Annotated in this window: 17 protein-coding genes, 1 tRNA gene, 1 pseudogene and 1 other annotated feature; of the genes and pseudogenes, 3 read left to right on the forward strand and 16 right to left on the reverse strand. The window is 44.0% G+C overall.

Translation table 11 applies throughout. The features are described 5' to 3' along the window. Positions 1-2: 2 nt before the first annotated feature. The 4 genes and pseudogenes from AC0OMA_RS14160 to ilvB form a co-directional block, all read right to left on the reverse strand. Entirely contained in the window at positions 3-1559 is a 1557-nt protein-coding gene (locus AC0OMA_RS14160; RefSeq protein WP_100506482.1) for a 2-isopropylmalate synthase, read from the reverse strand. Next, the gene (ilvC, locus tag AC0OMA_RS14165; RefSeq protein ID WP_003222549.1) at positions 1546-2574 is read right to left on the reverse strand and encodes a ketol-acid reductoisomerase; all 1029 of its coding nucleotides are present in this window, start codon (positions 2572-2574) and stop codon (positions 1546-1548) included. The genes AC0OMA_RS14160 and ilvC overlap by 14 nt, the downstream gene beginning before the upstream one ends. Before the next feature lie 23 nt (positions 2575-2597). Continuing rightward, on the reverse strand, positions 2598-3116 hold the full coding sequence (gene ilvN / locus AC0OMA_RS14170) for an acetolactate synthase small subunit (RefSeq protein WP_004399096.1): 519 nt from the start codon (positions 3114-3116) through the stop codon (positions 2598-2600). Further along, positions 3113-4838 (reverse strand): annotated as a pseudogene (gene ilvB / locus AC0OMA_RS14175) (acetolactate synthase large subunit). The gene ilvN and the pseudogene ilvB overlap by 4 nt, the downstream one beginning before the upstream one ends. A gap of 121 nt (positions 4839-4959) precedes the next feature. Continuing rightward, positions 4960-5206: a binding site (T-box leader), on the reverse strand. A 446-nt stretch (positions 5207-5652) separates the two neighbouring features. Here ilvB and cotQ point away from each other — a divergent pair. Further along, on the forward strand, positions 5653-5988 hold the full coding sequence (cotQ, locus tag AC0OMA_RS14180) for an inner spore coat protein CotQ (RefSeq protein WP_015483533.1): 336 nt from the start codon (positions 5653-5655) through the stop codon (positions 5986-5988). A 162-nt stretch (positions 5989-6150) separates the two neighbouring features. After that, positions 6151-6606 (forward strand): GNAT family N-acetyltransferase, encoded by a 456-nt coding sequence (locus tag AC0OMA_RS14185; protein WP_047182984.1) that lies wholly within the window; start codon positions 6151-6153, stop codon positions 6604-6606. Positions 6607-6737: 131 nt separating this feature from the next. Here the strand turns inward: AC0OMA_RS14185 and AC0OMA_RS14190 are convergent, their stop codons facing one another. Further along, a complete protein-coding gene (locus AC0OMA_RS14190; RefSeq protein WP_474222195.1) occupies positions 6738-8006 on the reverse strand; it encodes a Kelch repeat-containing protein in 1269 nt (422 codons plus the stop codon). A 218-nt stretch (positions 8007-8224) separates the two neighbouring features. Here AC0OMA_RS14190 and AC0OMA_RS14195 point away from each other — a divergent pair, with 218 nt between their 5' ends. Beyond that, positions 8225-9046, forward strand: a complete 822-nt coding sequence (locus tag AC0OMA_RS14195; protein WP_015384294.1) for a YsnF/AvaK domain-containing protein — start codon at positions 8225-8227, stop codon at positions 9044-9046. A 63-nt stretch (positions 9047-9109) separates the two neighbouring features. Here the strand turns inward: AC0OMA_RS14195 and AC0OMA_RS14200 are convergent. From AC0OMA_RS14200 to sdhA, 11 genes are all read right to left on the reverse strand, one after another. After that, positions 9110-9183: transfer RNA gene (locus tag AC0OMA_RS14200), tRNA-Arg, on the reverse strand. Between the two features lie 137 nt (positions 9184-9320). Beyond that, the gene (locus AC0OMA_RS14205; RefSeq protein ID WP_015384295.1) at positions 9321-9830 is read right to left on the reverse strand and encodes a metallophosphoesterase; all 510 of its coding nucleotides are present in this window, start codon (positions 9828-9830) and stop codon (positions 9321-9323) included. Positions 9831-9845: 15 nt separating this feature from the next. Continuing rightward, entirely contained in the window at positions 9846-10442 is a 597-nt protein-coding gene (locus tag AC0OMA_RS14210) for an XTP/dITP diphosphatase (protein ID WP_015251523.1), read from the reverse strand. 12 nt (positions 10443-10454) lie between these two features. Next, positions 10455-11192 carry a ribonuclease PH gene (gene rph / locus AC0OMA_RS14215; protein WP_003246039.1) on the reverse strand — a complete coding sequence of 246 codons (738 nt, stop codon included), beginning with the start codon at positions 11190-11192 and terminating at the stop codon, positions 10455-10457. Between the two features lie 110 nt (positions 11193-11302). Then, complete coding sequence (gene gerM / locus AC0OMA_RS14220) at positions 11303-12403, reverse strand: spore germination protein GerM (RefSeq protein WP_021480263.1); 1101 nt, start codon at positions 12401-12403, stop codon at positions 11303-11305. A 114-nt stretch (positions 12404-12517) separates the two neighbouring features. Beyond that, complete coding sequence (racE, locus tag AC0OMA_RS14225; protein WP_015251521.1) at positions 12518-13336, reverse strand: glutamate racemase; 819 nt, start codon at positions 13334-13336, stop codon at positions 12518-12520. 7 nt (positions 13337-13343) lie between these two features. After that, positions 13344-13784, reverse strand: a complete 441-nt coding sequence (locus tag AC0OMA_RS14230) for a MarR family winged helix-turn-helix transcriptional regulator (RefSeq protein WP_003229573.1) — start codon at positions 13782-13784, stop codon at positions 13344-13346. 243 nt (positions 13785-14027) lie between these two features. After that, positions 14028-14252, reverse strand: coding sequence for a spore germination transcription factor GerE (gerE, locus tag AC0OMA_RS14235; protein ID WP_003184172.1), 225 nt, complete (start codon positions 14250-14252; stop codon positions 14028-14030). 115 nt (positions 14253-14367) lie between these two features. Further along, positions 14368-14811, reverse strand: a complete 444-nt coding sequence (locus AC0OMA_RS14240; RefSeq protein ID WP_015384296.1) for an acyl-CoA thioesterase — start codon at positions 14809-14811, stop codon at positions 14368-14370. 59 nt (positions 14812-14870) lie between these two features. Further along, the gene (gene sdhB, locus AC0OMA_RS14245) at positions 14871-15632 is read right to left on the reverse strand and encodes a succinate dehydrogenase iron-sulfur subunit (protein WP_003229569.1); all 762 of its coding nucleotides are present in this window, start codon (positions 15630-15632) and stop codon (positions 14871-14873) included. Positions 15633-15634: 2 nt separating this feature from the next. Continuing rightward, a complete protein-coding gene (gene sdhA, locus AC0OMA_RS14250; RefSeq protein WP_003229567.1) occupies positions 15635-17395 on the reverse strand; it encodes a succinate dehydrogenase flavoprotein subunit in 1761 nt (586 codons plus the stop codon). Between the last annotated feature and the right edge of the window lie 6 nt (positions 17396-17401).

Genomic DNA, 17401 nt, shown 5'->3' on the forward strand with positions numbered 1-17401 from the left:
TTTTATGATCCGACAGCTGTGTGGTTTTTCAACCCACTCATATTCGACTGGAAAACCAATTGACGGTTTACTGCGTTCAAATAAGCTTTCGCTGATGCTTCTAATACGTCTTGCGCTATGCCCCGCCCTGCTGATTCTTTTCCGTTCACCAAAACTCTTACATACACCTGGGCAAATGCATCTTCGCCTTTTCTGTTAGACTGAATGCGGTAGTCTAAGAGCTCCACATCCTTATCGATGCAGCGCTCAAGCGTATTGTAGATTGCTTCCACGCTTCCAGCTCCAGTTGCAGCTTCCTGAATAAGCTCTGCGTTTTCTTGATTTTTCAAAGAAAGAGTAGCCGTAGGGACCTGACTTGTTCCGTAATGTACTTGCAGAGAAAGAAATTCATACCCAATCTTGCGATCTGTTACTTTTTCTTCTAAAATAAGAGAAACAAGATCCTCATCAGTGATTTCTTTTTTCTTCTCAGTCAACTCTTTGAACATCGTAAAGAATTTATTAATCTCTTCACTGTCAAATTGGAATCCTAAAGCAGTCAGCCGGTCTTTAAATGCGTGGCGTCCGGAATGTTTACCTAGGACAAGCGCATCTGCGGTTACGCCGACAAGCTCCGGTGAAATAATTTCATAAGTCGATTTTTCTTTTAAAAAGCCGTCCTGATGGATGCCTGATTCATGAGCAAATGCATTATCTCCAACAACCGCTTTGTTGCGCGGGACAGCCATGCCTGTCAGTTTGCTTACTAAATCACTTGTTCTCTTAATCTCGTTTAGTGTAATACCTGTTTCGACTTGGTAGAAATCTTTTCTGGTATGGAGGGCTACGGCAATTTCCTCTAATGCTGCGTTTCCGGCTCTTTCACCGATCCCATTCACAGCGCATTCGATTTGATCAGCGCCATTTTCAATCGCAGCAAGAGAGTTTGCGACTGCCATTCCTAAATCATCATGACAGTGGGCTGAAAGCTTTGCTTTGTGAATGTTCGGAACGTTTTCCTTCATATATTTAAAGATATTTCCGTATTCCGCCGGGGCCAGGTAGCCGACAGTGTCTGGAAGATTGATAACACTGGCGCCTGCGTCAATCACTTTCTCGACGATTTCTGCTAGAAACGGCAGTTCAGTGCGGCAGGCATCTTCAGCTGACCATTGCACAATCGGAAAACGTTCTTTTGCGTATTTCACCATTTCAACCGCTCTTTCAATGACTTGCTCACGTGTCATTTTCAGCTTGTGCTTCAAATGAATGTCCGATGTGGCGATAAAAACATGAATTCTCGGGTGAGAACCTTCTTTTAACGCTTCCCAAGCAGCATCAATATCACCTTTTACACAACGGGCCAGACCAGTTACTGAACAATTTTTAATGGTTCTTGCGATTTCCTGAACAGCTAAAAAGTCACCTCGGGACGAAGCGGGAAATCCCGCTTCAATGATATCTGCCCCGAGTCTTTCGAGCTGCTTAGCTATGGCAAGTTTCTCCTGTGTATTCAAGTTCACTCCAGGGGACTGTTCACCATCACGAAGCGTCGTATCGAAAAAATTAATTTTGCGCAACGGAGACCACCGCTTCCTTCTTCTTGCCTTGTTTCACAAACGGCATCATTTCACGAAGCTTTCTTCCCACTACTTCGATTTGATGTTCGTTCTCGCTTGCATTGATAGCGTTGAAACGAGGACGGTTTACTTGGTTTTCGACGATCCACTCTTTTGCGAATGTACCGTTTTGGATATCTTTTAATACTTCTTTCATAGATTCTTTTACTTTAGCGTCCACAACGCGAGGGCCTGATACGAAATCTCCCCACTGTGCTGTGTCAGAGATTGAATATCTCATTCCTGCAAGTCCTTCTTCGTACATAAGGTCTACGATTAATTTCAGCTCATGAAGACACTCGAAGTATGCAAGTTCAGGCTGATAACCTGCTTCAGTTAATGTTTCAAATCCTGCTTTGACAAGCGCGCTTAATCCGCCGCAAAGAACTGCTTGCTCACCGAACAAATCTGTTTCTGTTTCTTCTTTAAATGTCGTTTCTAGTACGCCCGCTCTTGCGCCGCCGATTCCTTTAGCATAAGCGAGGGCTTTGTCTCTTGCTTCTCCAGTCACATCTTGATAGATTGCGAACAATGCAGGTACGCCAGCTCCTTGCTCATATGTTCTTCTGACCAAGTGTCCCGGGCCTTTAGGCGCCACTAAGAATACATCTACATCCGCCGGAGGAACAATTTGATGGAAATGCACGTTAAATCCATGAGCGAATACTAATGATTTTCCTGCTGTCAATTCATCTTTGATTTCAGCTTCGTATACTTTTTGCTGCTGCTCATCCGGAAGCAGAACCATGATGATTTCGGCTTGGGCTGCCGCTTCTTTTACTGAAAATACTTTATGTCCGTCTTCTTGGGCTTGAGTGAAAGATTTTCCTTGTCTAACACCGACGATCACGTCTACTCCGCTTTCTTTAAGGTTCAGGGCATGTGCGTGACCTTGCGAACCGTACCCGATAACCGCTACTGTTTTTCCAGCCAATACGTTCTCTTTGATATCACCGTTATAATATACTTTTACCATTTTAATCTCTCCCTTGTTATGTTTTATACAATAGATATTGTTTTATTGGATGACGCCTTTTGCTGGGTTCCCCTCGCAAAAGCCGTTGTACCTGTTCTCGCGATTTCTTTAATGCCATAAGGTTTTAATAATTCAATAAGCGCTTCAATTTTGTTAGATTCACCTGTCACCTGAACAACGATGCTGTCTCTGCTGACATCAACGACAGAGGCTCTAAACGGTTCTATGATTCCATTAATCTCTGTTCTCGTTGAAGGTGCGGAGACAACCTTGATTAAGGCCAGCTCCCTCTGGACAATCGATTGATTTGTGATGTCTGTGACTTTCAGCACATCAATCTGTTTGTTGAGCTGTTTCGTTAACTGTTCAACATCATTTTCTCCTTCAACGTGAACGACGAAGGTGATTCTGGAAACGCCGGCTGTTTCTGTGTGTCCAACTGTAATGCTTTCAATGTTGTAATGCCTTTTTGTGAATAGACCGGTGATCCGGTTTAACACTCCGGAGCGGTTCACCACAGTCAATGTGATAATTCTTTTCAAGGTTTCACCCCCACCATTTCATGCAGCCCTTTCCCCGGAGCCACCATCGGGAATACTTTTTCTTCGCTGGCAACCCGCACATCAATGACAACAGGTTCTCTTGATGTTAATGCCTCTTCCAGCTTTTCCTTTGCTTCCGCTTCTGATGAAATTCTGATGCCTTTAATGCCGTACGCTTCGGACAATTTGACGAAGTCAGGCTGAGAAGCGAATTTAGATTCTGAATAACGTTCTTCATAGAAAATTTCTTGCCACTGTCTGACCATTCCGAGACAAGCGTTATTTAAAATCACTACCTTAACCGGAAGATTTAATTCGCGAATAACATCGAGTTCTTGAAGCGTCATTTGGAATCCGCCGTCTCCGACAACCGCGACAACAGTAGCATCTTTTTCGGCCAGCTGGGCGCTCGATCGCCGCCGGAAGACCGAATCCCATCGTTCCAAGTCCGCCTGACGTGACCCATTTATCTGCTTTTTGGAACGGATAAAATTGCGCTGACCACATTTGATGCTGGCCTACATCCGTTGCGACAATGGCCTCTCCTTTTGTAAATTGATGAATATATTCAATCAATTTCTGAGGTTTAAAACCTTCTTCTTCATTATCTACATACCAGAGCGGATACTCTTCTTTCCATTCTGCGAGCTGTTTTTTCCATTCGCTTGAATCGCTTTGTTTGCCGTCTTGTTTGATCAGCTCCTGCAGGACAATTTTGCTGTCTCCGACTACAGGAATCTGTGTTTTCATGATTTTTCCGATTTCAGCTGGATCAATATCGATGTGGGCAATCTTTGCGTTTCTGGCAAAGTGTTTCAGGTTTCCTGTGACACGGTCATCAAAACGGGCGCCGATACTGATTAATAGATCACATTCATGAAGGGCCATATTGGCTGTATAAGTACCATGCATTCCCGCCATCCCTAGGAAAAGCGGATGGTCAGCCGGGAAGCCTCCGAGTCCCAAAAGGGTGTGTGCCACAGGGATTTGCTGCTGTTCAGCATAATTTTTTAATTCTTCTGACGCTTTTCCGTGCAGTACGCCCGCACCCGCCAGGATCACCGGTTTTTTCGCACTGCTCACGGCTTCCACAAGCTTGCGGATCTGCAAATAATTCGGCTCTGTTGTCGGCTGGTATCCCGGGAGATTCATCTCATGATCGTAGCTGAATTCTCCTTCAATTGTTGCTACATCTTTCGGAATATCAATCAATACAGGTCCGGGTCTTCCAGTTGTTGCAATATGGAACGCTTCTTTAATGATGCGCGGCAGATCTTCCGGCTGGCGAACCTGGTAGCTGTGTTTTGTTACTGGCATCGTAATCCCTAAAATGTCCGCTTCCTGAAATGCATCGCTCCCGATTACAGAGGTTGCTACCTGCCCTGTAAAGACAACTAACGGCAATGAATCAATCATGGCATCAGCAAGGCCTGTAACAAGGTTTGTCGCTCCCGGGCCTGACGTGGCAATGACGACACCCGGTTTTCCGGAGACTCTTGCGTATCCCTCCGCTGCATGAATTGCGCCTTGTTCGTGACGGGGAAGGATATGTACCAACCCTGAATTGTATAGCTTATCGTAAATCGGAAGCACAGCCCCGCCCGGATAACCGAAGATCATTTCTACTTTCTCTTTTTTTAATGATTCAATCAGCATTAATGCTCCGCTCATCGTCTGTGTACATTTGGCAGATGCTGAATCCACCTGTACATTAGTCCCCATTTTAGTTCCTCCTTTTGGATTTTCATCCTTTAAAGATCATCTTTTCATTAGCTAGATAGCTGATTATTCAATAAAAAAAGCCCTTCCGCCCACAATCAGCCGCGCAGTAACTGCGATAGCTAAAAGGGGCGAAAAGGCTTTTCTTTCCGCGGTACCACCCTTGTTTACGGCCTGTTAATCGGCCGTCTCATGGATATTTCTATCCGCTTTAGTAACGAGTGAATCAAGTTCACCCGGCCAAGTCCTACTGTCATTTCAGACTGGCACTCTGAGGCGAGTTCACCTTGTAAAGCTTCGCCGGTTCTCAGCTACCCCGGTTCTCTGTGGAAAGCTTTTTCAAGGCTACTTATCCTCATCTGCGCTTTTCATATTCAGCCTTCGGAACGGCTTTCCAGCTGTTCAAGAAGGTCGTTTGTTTTTCATTTTTTTAGAATCATACTGCGATGATTTTCGCTTGTGAAGCTTGCGTTTATCTTTTGTTGAACTCATATTACGCCGCTTTGGACGCAGTGTCAACAGCATTTTTTAAAATTATTAGACAATTTTGATTAATCAATCTATATTGTATACGCTTTCATGATTGGTACAAAAGGAATCGCAAATGTTAAAAGTTTTTATAATTTTTTTATTAATCTATCAACAATACACCAGAATTATTTAATTTTAAATAAATATGTAAGATTTTATAACACGCTACGGTTCGTATATGGATTGAGTCTGACAGATCATATTGCAATCCATTTCAATTTCGGATAGGCACCCCTATTATTCCCCGGCATACATTAATGGTATCTTGCAAAGAAAAGGTGATACGATGAATAAATCATTAGCAGACATGCAAGGATTCCCTGCAGGCTTTCCAAGCTTCCCGAGCTTTCCGCAGCAGTACTATCCTGCTGTCCCTGCCTTTTACCAGCAAAGCCATCAGCCATTTGGAGGCTACGGATACGGACAGCCGTTCAGCCAGGCATATAGCCCGTTGACCACTCCCTCTGCTATGTACTCCTCTTATCCATACACTTCAGATTTTTTCGGGCAGCAATTTTCAGGCACTGGCTTCAGCGGCCATAGCGGCGGGTTCAGTATTCCGGCGACACACGTCGGCGGGTTCAGCGGAACAGCCGGTGTGCATGGAGGCTTTAGATATTAAAGAAAACTACAAGGGCCGAACAACGATTTCGGCCTTTTTTTCTTTCAAGCATCTTCTGCAACTCATACATTCCAAAAGTGCTTCAATACTGTCAGATTTTCTGTCTTTATAGTTGGAAACAGGATGGAATATGATTAAGATGAATGTTTGAGGAGGAATAAAATGTATATAAAAATAGATGATTTAACTGGACATCAGGTGGTTTCACTGGTGAATGAGCATTTACATAGCATGACGCTTATGTCCCCGCCGGAAAGCATCCATGCCTTAGGTTTAGAGAAACTAAGAGGCCCTGGAATAACATTTTGGAGTGCATGGGAGGGTGATGAACTAGCCGGTTGCGGAGCGCTAAAAGAACTGGACAGCCGGCACGGAGAAATCAAATCAATGCGAACATCTGCATCACATTTAAGAAAAGGCGTTGCCAAACAAGTTCTCCAGCATATCATTGAAGAAGCTGGAAAGCGAGGCTATGAGCGGTTAAGCTTAGAAACGGGTTCAATGGCTTCATTTGAGCCGGCAAGAAAGTTGTATGAAAGCTTCGATTTTCAGTACTGTGAACCGTTTGCAGACTATGTTGAAGATCCAAACAGTGTGTTTATGACGAAGGAATTGTGAGACTGCTTTATGAGGATAGATAGGTGCAGGGGAAGGTCTGTCTATCTCTTACCGTTTCCCTTCTAAAGTTTAATAGAGTAAGTCAACAAGAACCATCCAACATTGCATTGGATGGTTTTTGGATGGATGGTTTATTTATATTTATTTACTTCGTACATCAAGATGTTTTTAAACACAACATAATCCTTTTTACTTTCAAAAGGCCCTTTGTTGTTGTCATGCTCATCTATTTCATAAAAGCCTGGTCCCTCTCCGGCATCACGCTGCTTGTACCATTTGAGGAATCCGTTCACTTCTTTCATAGACAGCTGATATTCTTTTTGCAAACCGTTTACCATGGTGACAACAAGAAGGGCGTCTCCGTCTTCTGCTGAGTTATCCTCAGAAGGTGTTGTTGATCCTTTATCCTTATCTCCCGGAGTTTCCTCCGAATCGGATGGTATGTTTAAATCCTTGAGCGAAATAGATATAACTGATTTAATTTTAGCATTTGCATTATCACCAAAACTTCCACCAAAACTGGAGTTTTCTTCTCTTCCACCAATTACGTAAAGTGTATCATCAATAATGGCAGAAGAATGCGCCATTCTGTATAGCGCTTTCGGATTTGTCACTGCTGTAACTGATTGACTTTTAGGATCGTACACCTTAATTCGGTTTACACCTCCAGTCATCAAAATTTTCCCTTTATAAGCAAGCGCAGAATAATATCCTGCTGTGAATCCTTTACCATTTTCTGCCCATGTGTCTTTTTCTGGATCATAAACATAAACGATTTGGGGAATATAATGCGTTCCGCCAAGAATATATAGTTTATTATCAATTACTGCAGTAGAAGCTCCTGTTACTTCATAATTTAAATTCTGTTTTTTCTCCCATTTTTTCGTTTCGAGATCGTAACTGTAAGTCGTTGCATATCTAGAATTTTCATAGGCCACAACATATATTTTCTTTCCTATAGCTTCTGCATAAATCTTATAAGCTGGAACTTTATTATTTCCAAAGGGAAGATCATCTAATTTTTCCCATGTATCTTTTTTTGGATCATAAACTTCTACTGTCTTGACAACTCCATCGTTTGACCTTCCACCCATGACATAAATTTTACCGTCAACTGTAACTGTTGCAGCACCTCCCCTCTCTGTGGGCATGTCGGCTTTTCTTGTCCATTCATTTGTTTTAGGATCATAGACAAACGTTTGATTCCCATAAGTATCTGGTTTTACAGTTCCGCCACCTATCACATATATCTTTCCATCTACTACACCGCTGCTTGCGCCGACACGCGGCTCAGGCAAATCTGCTCTTTCTTTCCATTCAACTGTTTCCGCGCTAACTGTTTGGAGCGATTGAAACAGCGCAATAACAAATAAGAAAAAAACAACGAACCATTTTTTCAAAAGAAAACACTCCTTTATTTAATTGTTTCACATAACAAATATCGGCAAGACTATGAATTTTTTCATATCTTTTCCTGTATATTCATTTTTCAGGAAACTCTAATTAAAGTTTTCTCTAAAAAAACTCGGATGTTTTCAATTTTGTTTAATCTAAAAAACAGCGGGAATTACAAACGACATGAACGATATAATGCAAATTCATAAAGGAGGAGATTGATATGAAAAGCATAGTTGGTGTATACGATACCCCGCAGGAAACCATCGCAGCGATTGAAGGCTTACTCACAAAAGGCTATGATTCTGATGACATTTCTGTTGTGACAAGCCGGCGAGATACAGATTATTTGGAGTCACGTACAGGAACAGAAGTCAATCAAGCTATCGATGCACATCAGGACGAATCTGAATCTTTTTTCGATAAACTGAAAGATTATTTCACAATGGATGATACTGCTACACACAGCAAAGCATTATCCGACTTGGATATTAAAACTGAGGACATAGACAAGTATCAAGAAGATTTGGATGACGGAAAACTTCTGGTGGCCGTCGATACAGATGCAGATGTAATTGCTCCTATTGATAACGGCAATGCCCTTTCAGGCGGCTTTTCAAGCACAAATGAATTGGATTATACAACGAAAGAAGAAAAAACGATGCCGCTCCGAGAAGAACAGCTTAAAGTCGATAAGGAAGACGTTCAAACCGGCGAAGTAGAAATAGGAAAAGAAGTGAAAACAGAAAAAAGAGATATGGACATCCCGGTGAGACATGATGAAATTTATGTCGAACGCCGTCCAGTGGATGAAAATAAAACGGATGCTTCTCCCGTCAACGATTCGGAAGAAATCAGAGTGCCAATCGTTGAGGAAAAGCTGGAAGTGACTAAAAAACCAGTTGTCACTGATGAAGTGGTTGTCGGTAAACGCACTGTTGAAGAAAATGAACATATTTCTGAAACTGTGAAAAAAGAAGAACCTCGTCTGAATAAAGACGGAAAAGTTGACGGCTTGGATGATGATCCGTTAAATAACAAATGAAAATCATAAGACGACAACAAAAAACCTCAAATCCTAAATGGATTTGAGGTTTTTCTTTTGGTACGTCCCAGGAGAGATTCGAACTCCCGACCGACGGCTTAGAAGGCCGTTGCTCTATCCAGCTGAGCTACTGGGACACGTTTTGTTTTTTGTTTTTTTGTTTTTCGCTTTAACTATCAGCGACAAGATTTATTATATATGGGATGCAATAATAAGTCAACGGTTTTTTAGAATTTTTTTCATGAGGAAGAAAATTTTCTTCCTCATGACATTTTCATAGTGTGACTCGGTTTTGCAGATCCTCAATTTCATTGCCTGCTTGGTCGTAAAAACGGACTGTCGCAGCATCATTTTCTAATGTCAGTATAGCATAGCTTTCTGTCCTGCGCACCCTCGGAAGCCGGATGCTGCCTGGGTTAATCATCAGTTTGCCCCGCAGCACTTCGCTTCCCGCGATGTGCGAATGCCCGAAGCAGATAATATCCGCTCCGAGCTCCTCTGCACGATAGTATACGTTTAACAAGGTCTGTTTTATACCGTGAAGGTGGCCGTGTGTGACCAGTATTTTTCTTGAACCGGCAGTCAGTAGAAGCTCGTCCTTAAAATCGCCGGCAAAATCGCAATTGCCTTTTACAACCGCATAAGGCTCCAATGCAGGATGCCTCGTTTCAAGCTCAGAGTCCCCGCAATGAATCATGAGATCAACTTCTGCCTCATGCCGTTTCGCAATGGTTTGGAGTTCTTCTTCAAGCCCATGGCTGTCACTGATAATCAGCACGTTCATGTACAAGCTTCCTCCTTATGCCTCCAAAAGCTTAGACAGCTTTTTAAGCGCGTCAGCCCTATGGCTGATTTTATTTTTTTCATCACTTGTCAGTTCAGCCATTGTCTTATCTTTATCTTTCACGATAAAGATTGGGTCATAGCCAAAGCCATATTCTCCTCTCGGTTCTTCGGCAATATACCCTTCAACATGGCCTTCGACTGTTTTTGTTTCCTCACCGGGAATACTCACGGCCAGTGCGCAGCGGAAACGGGCGGTGCGCTGTTCTTTTTCGATACCTTTCAGCTCGCTGAGCACTTTTTCGATATTTGCCTGGTCGTCTTTCTGTTCCCCTGCATAGCGGGCTGAATAAACCCCGGGTCTGCCGCCAAGATTATCGATTGATAGACCGGAGTCGTCCGCAATCACCATTTTGTTCACTGCTTTGGCAACAGCTTCCGCTTTCAGAATGGCATTTTCTTCAAATGTATGGCCTGTTTCTTCAATTTCTTCTGTGAATCCAATTTCAGCTAAAGATTTGACATCATAGCCTCTTGGCTCAAGAATTTCTTTGAATTCCTTCACTTTTCCCGGATTATGTGTCGCAATAATTGCTTCTTTCATGATGATCAAGCCTTTCTGTCTTTATTTCAGTTCTGGCAGAGAATCACCCAGCACTTCTTTTTGCTTGTCAATCAGCTCTTGAATTCCTTTTTCCGCAAGACCCAGAAGACCGTTCAGATCCTCTCTTGAAAAAGTCGCCTCTTCCCCGGTTCCCTGCAGTTCCACAAAACGGCCGCTGCCTGTCATGATGACATTCATGTCAACTTCAGCGGAGGAATCTTCTTCATAATTTAAATCTAACAAAATTCCCTGTTCCTTATCAATTCCAACAGAGATTGCAGCAAGAAAATCAGTGATCGGATTTGTCTTGATTGTTCCTGCTTTGATCAGCTTGCCAATCGCAATCGCCATAGCAAGAAATGCGCCTGTAATGGAAGCTGTTCTAGTTCCTCCGTCAGCTTGAATGACATCACAGTCAATCCAAATCGTCCGTTCACCGAGCTTTTCCAGATCTACAACAGCTCGAAGCGCGCGGCCGATCAGGCGTTGGATCTCCATTGTTCTGCCGGAAATTTTCCCCTTAGAAGATTCTCTGATTGTTCTTTGGTTTGTTGCCCGCGGCAACATGCTGTACTCTGCTGTAATCCAGCCTTTCCCTCCGCCCCGCAAAAACGGCGGTACGCGGTCCTCAACAGACGCGTTGCAGATTACCTTTGTATTTCCCGCTGTTATTAGAACAGAACCTTCCGGATGGCTGATAAAATCCAAATCGAATGTGATTGGACGCAGCTCATCGTGTTGTCTTCCGTCATGTCTCATGTTTTACCTCCGATTGTATGTACATAAACCATTTTTGTCCCGGAATTGAATAAAGAAAGAGGCAGCCGGAACGCTAACCTCTTTCTTTCTAGTATATCAAAAATCCCAATTTAAAAACTACCCGTATTCACTTGAGATGGTCTGGAGACCGGTTCTGTGAGCTTTTCGCCTTTTTCATTTACCAGCTCTGATTTTCCGTTCACTTTAACAGACACGCCTTTTATATCCGGCTGCTCCGTTAACGTGAGCACAATGCTGTTCAGCACTTCTGAAGAAATCATTTTCGTCTTCTCATCGGCGCTGCCGAATATAGATTGATTGAAATCCAACGTCACGCGCCCGTCTTTGATTTTCGGTTTGCTGACCAGCTTTACATCTTCACTGAAGTCTGTTAACAGCCCGCTCACCTTGCTTGGGCCTTTAGCCAATTCATTAATGGCTGCTGTGATGTCGTCTTTTTCCGAATTGTCGATTCGTTTGGTCACCGGCACGTAGTATTCACTGTCTTCGTTTTCCGCCAAGTAGTAGACTGTCAGCGGATGGGTAGCAGTGAGATCATTTACACCGGCTGTCTCCAAATTAATGCCGTCTTTGCGGCTTAAATCATCTGAGATCGGTGTCCCTCCTACAGGCATCTCCTTCAGTTCATGCCCGTTTATTCTCAGCTTCACTTTATCTATCGAACTAAATTGCGTCAGCGTCCACGTCACAGACTGAACGATTTTCTGTTCGTCTTCTTTCTTATAATTTTTGAACTCATTAGAGAAATCAGCTATCGCGGTTCCATCTTTTTTGATGTCAACGTTAACAGTTGTGTCAGCCGGCAATACCGCTCTGAAGCCATTCGGAAGAATTTCTGACACAGGCCCGCCCTGTACGAGGTATTCAAGCGCCTGCTTAGCCGTGCTCTCACTTTTAGGAAGAGGCAGCGTTTGCGCAACAACATACCCGTTTTTATCAATGAGATAAAGCTCCCTCATGACAGTAGATGAGGCCTGATCCGCTTTTGCGGTATCGCTTTTTTCACTTTCTGTTTTTTTGGCTGCTGTTGTATTTGAATTGGCACCCGCTTCATCGTTCACGAATGTAACGTCTTGAGGCGGATCAATTTCCTCGGCTGCCTTATCAGATTGAAACAAACCGCATCCGGATAAAAGCAAGGCAGAGGTGAGACAAGTGGCACCAATGACTGCAGGTCCTTTTTTCAGCATACTTTTCCCTCCTAAGGATGTTTGTACTATTATGTATACGAGCCTCTTTAGGAAATAGACCGAAGAATTCCGGCAAAACAGAAAAAAACCCGCAACATAACGTTGCGGGGAAAACTATCTTCTAATCGGTTCTTGCAGTGAGATGCATTCCACATGGCCCACCTCATGGCCAAACCAATCGTCTGCGATTTTCGCAAACTGATCACGCGCTCCTGTTGTCAAGAACTGATGATCCGGGGCATTCGCAGACTGGTTCAGCAGCCCTTTATACGAGAGAATCGTGCTGACTTCCCGGGCTGTTTCATCGCCGGACGAAATAATGTTAACGTGTTCTCCCATATATCTTTGAATGGCTTCTTTCAAAATGGGATAGTGGGTGCAGCCTAAAATCAGCGAATCAATCGATGTATCTTTTAACGGATACAGCGAGGTTTTGACAATCTCGTCTGCTGTTTTGTCGAGAAACTTCCCGCTTTCCACAAAAGGCACAAGCAGCGGGCAGGCAAGGTTTTCAACCTTCAGATCAGGGTTTAATGCCAAAAGCGCCTCTTCGTATGCATTGCTCTTAATCGTATTCTCTGTGCCGATGACACCGATATGCTGATTATCCGTTACTTTTATCGCTGCTCTCGCACCAGGCTGAATCACTCCGACCACCGGTATACCGACGCTTCGCTGGATGTCATCCAATGCGATCGCTGTTGCTGTATTACAGGCGATCACCAGCATTTTGATGTGGTGGTTTTCGAGTAAATAATTCGTCAGCTCCCACGTATATTGAAGCACCTCTTCTTCAGGGCGCGGCCCATAAGGACACCGTTTCGTATCCCCGACGTAGATAATATTTTCTTTAGGTAGCTGTCTCATGATTTCCTTCGCAACGGTTAAACCGCCAACCCCGGAATCAATGACTCCTATTGGTTGTTCCAACAAAATCGCCTCATTTTCTCTTCATTTCATGCTGCAGTTTCATCAAAGATTTTTCGAAGATGGCTATTTCTTCATCTGTAAACGATTCGAACATATCACGCAGATATTCCTGTCTTTTTGTAATGACCTCTTGGATAATCCGTTCTCCTTCAGGCAGCAGATGTATCCGGACAACACGTCTGTCCGCCGGGTCCTTGACCCGCTCAACAAGCTCATTTTTTTGCATGCGGTCGATTAAGTCTGTTGTCGTGCTGCATGCCAGATACATTTTGCCCGATAATTCACCGATTGTCATATCTCCTAATTCATAAAGCCATTGCAAGCCGACAAATTGCGGCGGCGTAATCGCATATTGGTTAAGGATTTCTCGTCCTTTTTGCTTAATGATCGCGGCAATGTGGCGGAGTGACTTTTCAATATCCGCAACATGCTCCAAAGGTTTTGATGTCATTTGTCCATCCCTCACTCAAGGATCTCTTACGCACAAAAGCGTTCCGTGTCTATTTTCCTTCTTTTTTGAAGAAAATGCAAGACTCGCAGGAGAGAAATAGAGGACTTTAGTCAAACAACATCAAGAAATAAAATTTAATTTATGACTTGCCTACGTTTTGCACAGCATTCCAAATATGGTTTCGAATGTTCCAAACAAACAGCAATAACCGGCTCCTTCCAAAAGAAGGAATACCGGCAAGGATTAAAGCTCTAGCTCACCCATTCTAAGAAGCTCAACAACGGCTTGCGAACGCCCTTTCACACCCAATTTCTGCATGGCATTTGAAATATGGTTTCGAACGGTTTTCTCACTGATAAATAGCTCGCTTGCAATCTCCTTTGTTGTCTTATCTTGAACGAGCAATTCGAACACTTCTCTTTCTCTTTTCGTTAGCAGCGGCTTCGATTGAAATTCTTTCTCCTTCAAGTATTGTAACCCTCCTTGCTAAGGTGAGAGCGAATCAGAAACGAATGGGTTTTGATATAGTCGAGATATCATATGTAAGAAGGGCGCAGGAGGTGACGTTTACAAGATAATTAGTTTATCGTGTATGAAGAAGCGTTTCTTTCTCCTCATCCGTCCAGCTGACAGCCTTGCCGCTTTCCTTTGAGACTTGAACCATCACAACTGTCCCGGTGAAGCAGGGCTCGCCTTCGAGGTTCTCTCCGAGATAGTGCAAGGTAAGAGATGAACTGCCGACTGCGCTTGTTTTCACATAGATACGCAACTCTTCATAAGGCATGACTTGGCGCAAATAATCGCATTGCTGGCTTGCCACGACTGTCATGGTCTGTTTGTTTTCACTCATCATATTCAGCTTTTTAAAATAAGAAATCCGCGCCTCCTCAAAATATATAAAAGGGGTTACATTATTCATATGCCCAAACATGTCTGTCTCGGAAAATCTTACGGATACCTCATTGAAAAAAGAAAAGGATGTTTTCCATTCTTGAAACGGCATATCAATATAAGCGGGAAGCTTCATCTTTTTTCATCTCCTTATTGTTTAAAAAACCTCTCCCATGCGGAAGAGGTTTTTTCTTCTTATACTCTGTCGCTTCCGAAGAAATTGCGGAACGCTTGTAAGTTTGTATCTCTATTCAAGGCTGCAATCGAAGTGGTAAGCGGAATCCCCTTTGGACAGGATTGAACACAGTTTTGCGAGTTGCCGCAATCTGCAAGGCCGCCTTCATCCATTAATGCTTCTAATCGTTCAGATTTATTCATGGCGCCTGTCGGATGTGCGTTAAACAGGCGGACTTGCGACATCGGTGCAGGCCCCATGAACTTCGATTTGCTGTTCACATTCGGGCAAGCTTCGAGGCAGACGCCGCATGTCATGCATTTTGATAATTCATATGCCCATTGACGGCGTTTTTCCGGCATTCTCGGCCCCGGTCCTAAATCGTACGTACCGTCAATCGGTATCCACGCTTTTACTTTTTTCAATGAATCAAACATTCTGCTGCGATCAACCTGCAAATCACGAACGACTGGGAATGTTTTCATTGGTTTTAAACGGATCGGCTGTTCAAGCTGGTCAATAAGCGCCGTACAAGACTGGCGGGGTTTTCCGTTTATGACCATTGAACATGCGCCGCATACTTCCTCAAGACAGTTCATATCCCATGTGACAGGGGTTGTCTTCTCACCTTTGACATTAACCGGATTCCGGCGGATTTCCATCAGAGCGGAAATGACGTTCAGATTCGGGCGGTATGGAATCTCAAATTCTTCATCGTAAGGCGTGCTGTCGGCTGTATCTTGACGTGTGATAATAAATCGTATGGTTTTTTGTTCACTCATGATTATTTCGCCACCTTCTTCTTCGAGTAATCCCGTTTCCGAGGCGTTATCAGTGATACATCGACATCCTGATACTCAAATTCCGGCGCTTCATACGGGCTTACATGTTTAGCCATTGTTGTTTTGAGCCATTCGTCATCATTACGTTCAGGATAATCCGGTTTATAATGGGCGCCCCGGCTTTCATTACGGTTGTATGCGCCAAGGGTAATCACCCTCGCAAGCTGAAGCATGTTCGAGAACTGGCGTGTGAACATCGCTCCCTGGTTGCTCCATTTTGTCGTGTCATTGATGTTGATCTTTTTGAAGCGCTCCATTAACTCCTGAATTTTGTCATCCGTTTTCAAAAGCTTGTCATTATGGCGGACAACCGTTACGTTCGCCGTCATCCACTCACCGAGCTCTTTGTGAAGAACATAGGCATTTTCGGTTCCGTCCATACTCATAATATCAGCCCATTTTTCTTCTTCTTTCTTAACGTGAGCGTCGAATAGGGATGAAGACATGTCTTCCGCTGAAGATTCTAAGCCGTTTACATATTTCACCGCATTCGGTCCGGCCACCATGCCTCCGTAAATCGCAGACAGCAGGGAGTTCGCTCCCAAGCGGTTGCCGCCGTGCATAGAATAATCACATTCCCCAGCCGCAAACAGTCCAGGGATGTTTGTCATTTGATCGTAATCCACCCATAAACCGCCCATAGAATAATGGACCGCAGGGAAGATTTTCATTGGAAGCTTACGCGGGTCGTCTCCCATGAATTTCTCATAAATCTCAATGATGCCGCCAAGCTTAATATCAAGCTCTTTCGGATCTTTATGAGACAGATCGAGATATACCATGTTTTCACCGTTAATGCCGAGCTTCTGGTTCACACACACATCAAATATTTCGCGTGTCGCAATATCACGCGGCACCAGGTTTCCGTATGCCGGATATTTTTCCTCCAGGAAATACCATGGTTTGCCGTCTTTATATGTCCACACGCGCCCGCCTTCTCCACGCGCTGATTCACTCATCAGTCTTAGTTTGTCATCGCCCGGTATGGCTGTCGGGTGGATTTGAATGAATTCTCCGTTTGCATAATACGCTCCCTGCTGATAAACGATTGATGCAGCAGATCCTGTATTAATCATGGAGTTCGTTGATTTTCCAAAAATGATTCCCGGTCCGCCCGTCGCCATAATGACAGCGTCTGAACGGAAGGATTCAATTTGCATGTTTGTCAGGTTTTGTGCAACAATTCCGCGGCAGGTTCTGTCATCATCTAAAACAGCGCCAAGGAATTCCCAGCCTTCGTATTTTGTGACCAGACCCGCAACTTCGTATCTGCGCACTTGCTCGTCCAGTGCGTAAAGCAGCTGCTGTCCCGTCGTCGCACCAGCATAAGCAGTTCTGTGGTGCTGTGTACCCCCGAATCGGCGGAAATCAAGCAGGCCTTCAGGCGTCCGGTTAAACATGACGCCCATCCGGTCTAATAAGTGGATGATAGAAGGCGCCGCTTCACACATCGCCTTGACCGGCGGCTGGTTGGCAAGAAAGTCTCCCCCGTATACCGTGTCATCAAAATGTTCCCACGGAGAGTCACCTTCCCCTTTTGTATTGACCGCTCCGTTTATGCCGCCTTGCGCACAAACCGAATGAGAACGTTTGACAGGAACGATGGAAAACAGCTTAACCGCCATTCCTGATTCCGCTGCTTTAATTGTCGCCATGAGGCCGGCAAGACCCCCGCCGACTACGATAATGCTTGATTGACTCATGATAGC

This window comes from Bacillus sp. AMCV2 (genome assembly GCF_056033925.1).

Bases quoted from the DNA above. Each gene is read 5' to 3' on its own strand.
- sdhA (WP_003229567.1), bottom strand. From the start codon at position 17,395: ATGAGTCAATCAAGCATTATCGTAGTCGGCGGGGGTCTTGCCGGCCTC.
- gerM (WP_021480263.1), bottom strand. From the start codon at position 12,403: ATGCTGAAAAAAGGACCTGCAGTCATTGGTGCCACTTGTCTCACCTCT.
- rph (WP_003246039.1), bottom strand. From the start codon at position 11,192: ATGAGACATGACGGAAGACAACACGATGAGCTGCGTCCAATCACATTC.
- AC0OMA_RS14240 (WP_015384296.1), bottom strand. From the start codon at position 14,811: ATGAAGCTTCCCGCTTATATTGATATGCCGTTTCAAGAATGGAAAACA.
- AC0OMA_RS14230 (WP_003229573.1), bottom strand. From the start codon at position 13,784: ATGACATCAAAACCTTTGGAGCATGTTGCGGATATTGAAAAGTCACTC.
- cotQ (WP_015483533.1), top strand. From the start codon at position 5,653: ATGAATAAATCATTAGCAGACATGCAAGGATTCCCTGCAGGCTTTCCA.
- AC0OMA_RS14185 (WP_047182984.1), top strand. From the start codon at position 6,151: ATGTATATAAAAATAGATGATTTAACTGGACATCAGGTGGTTTCACTG.
- AC0OMA_RS14195 (WP_015384294.1), top strand. From the start codon at position 8,225: ATGAAAAGCATAGTTGGTGTATACGATACCCCGCAGGAAACCATCGCA.
- sdhB (WP_003229569.1), bottom strand. From the start codon at position 15,632: ATGAGTGAACAAAAAACCATACGATTTATTATCACACGTCAAGATACA.
- AC0OMA_RS14205 (WP_015384295.1), bottom strand. From the start codon at position 9,830: ATGAACGTGCTGATTATCAGTGACAGCCATGGGCTTGAAGAAGAACTC.
- ilvC (WP_003222549.1), bottom strand. From the start codon at position 2,574: ATGGTAAAAGTATATTATAACGGTGATATCAAAGAGAACGTATTGGCT.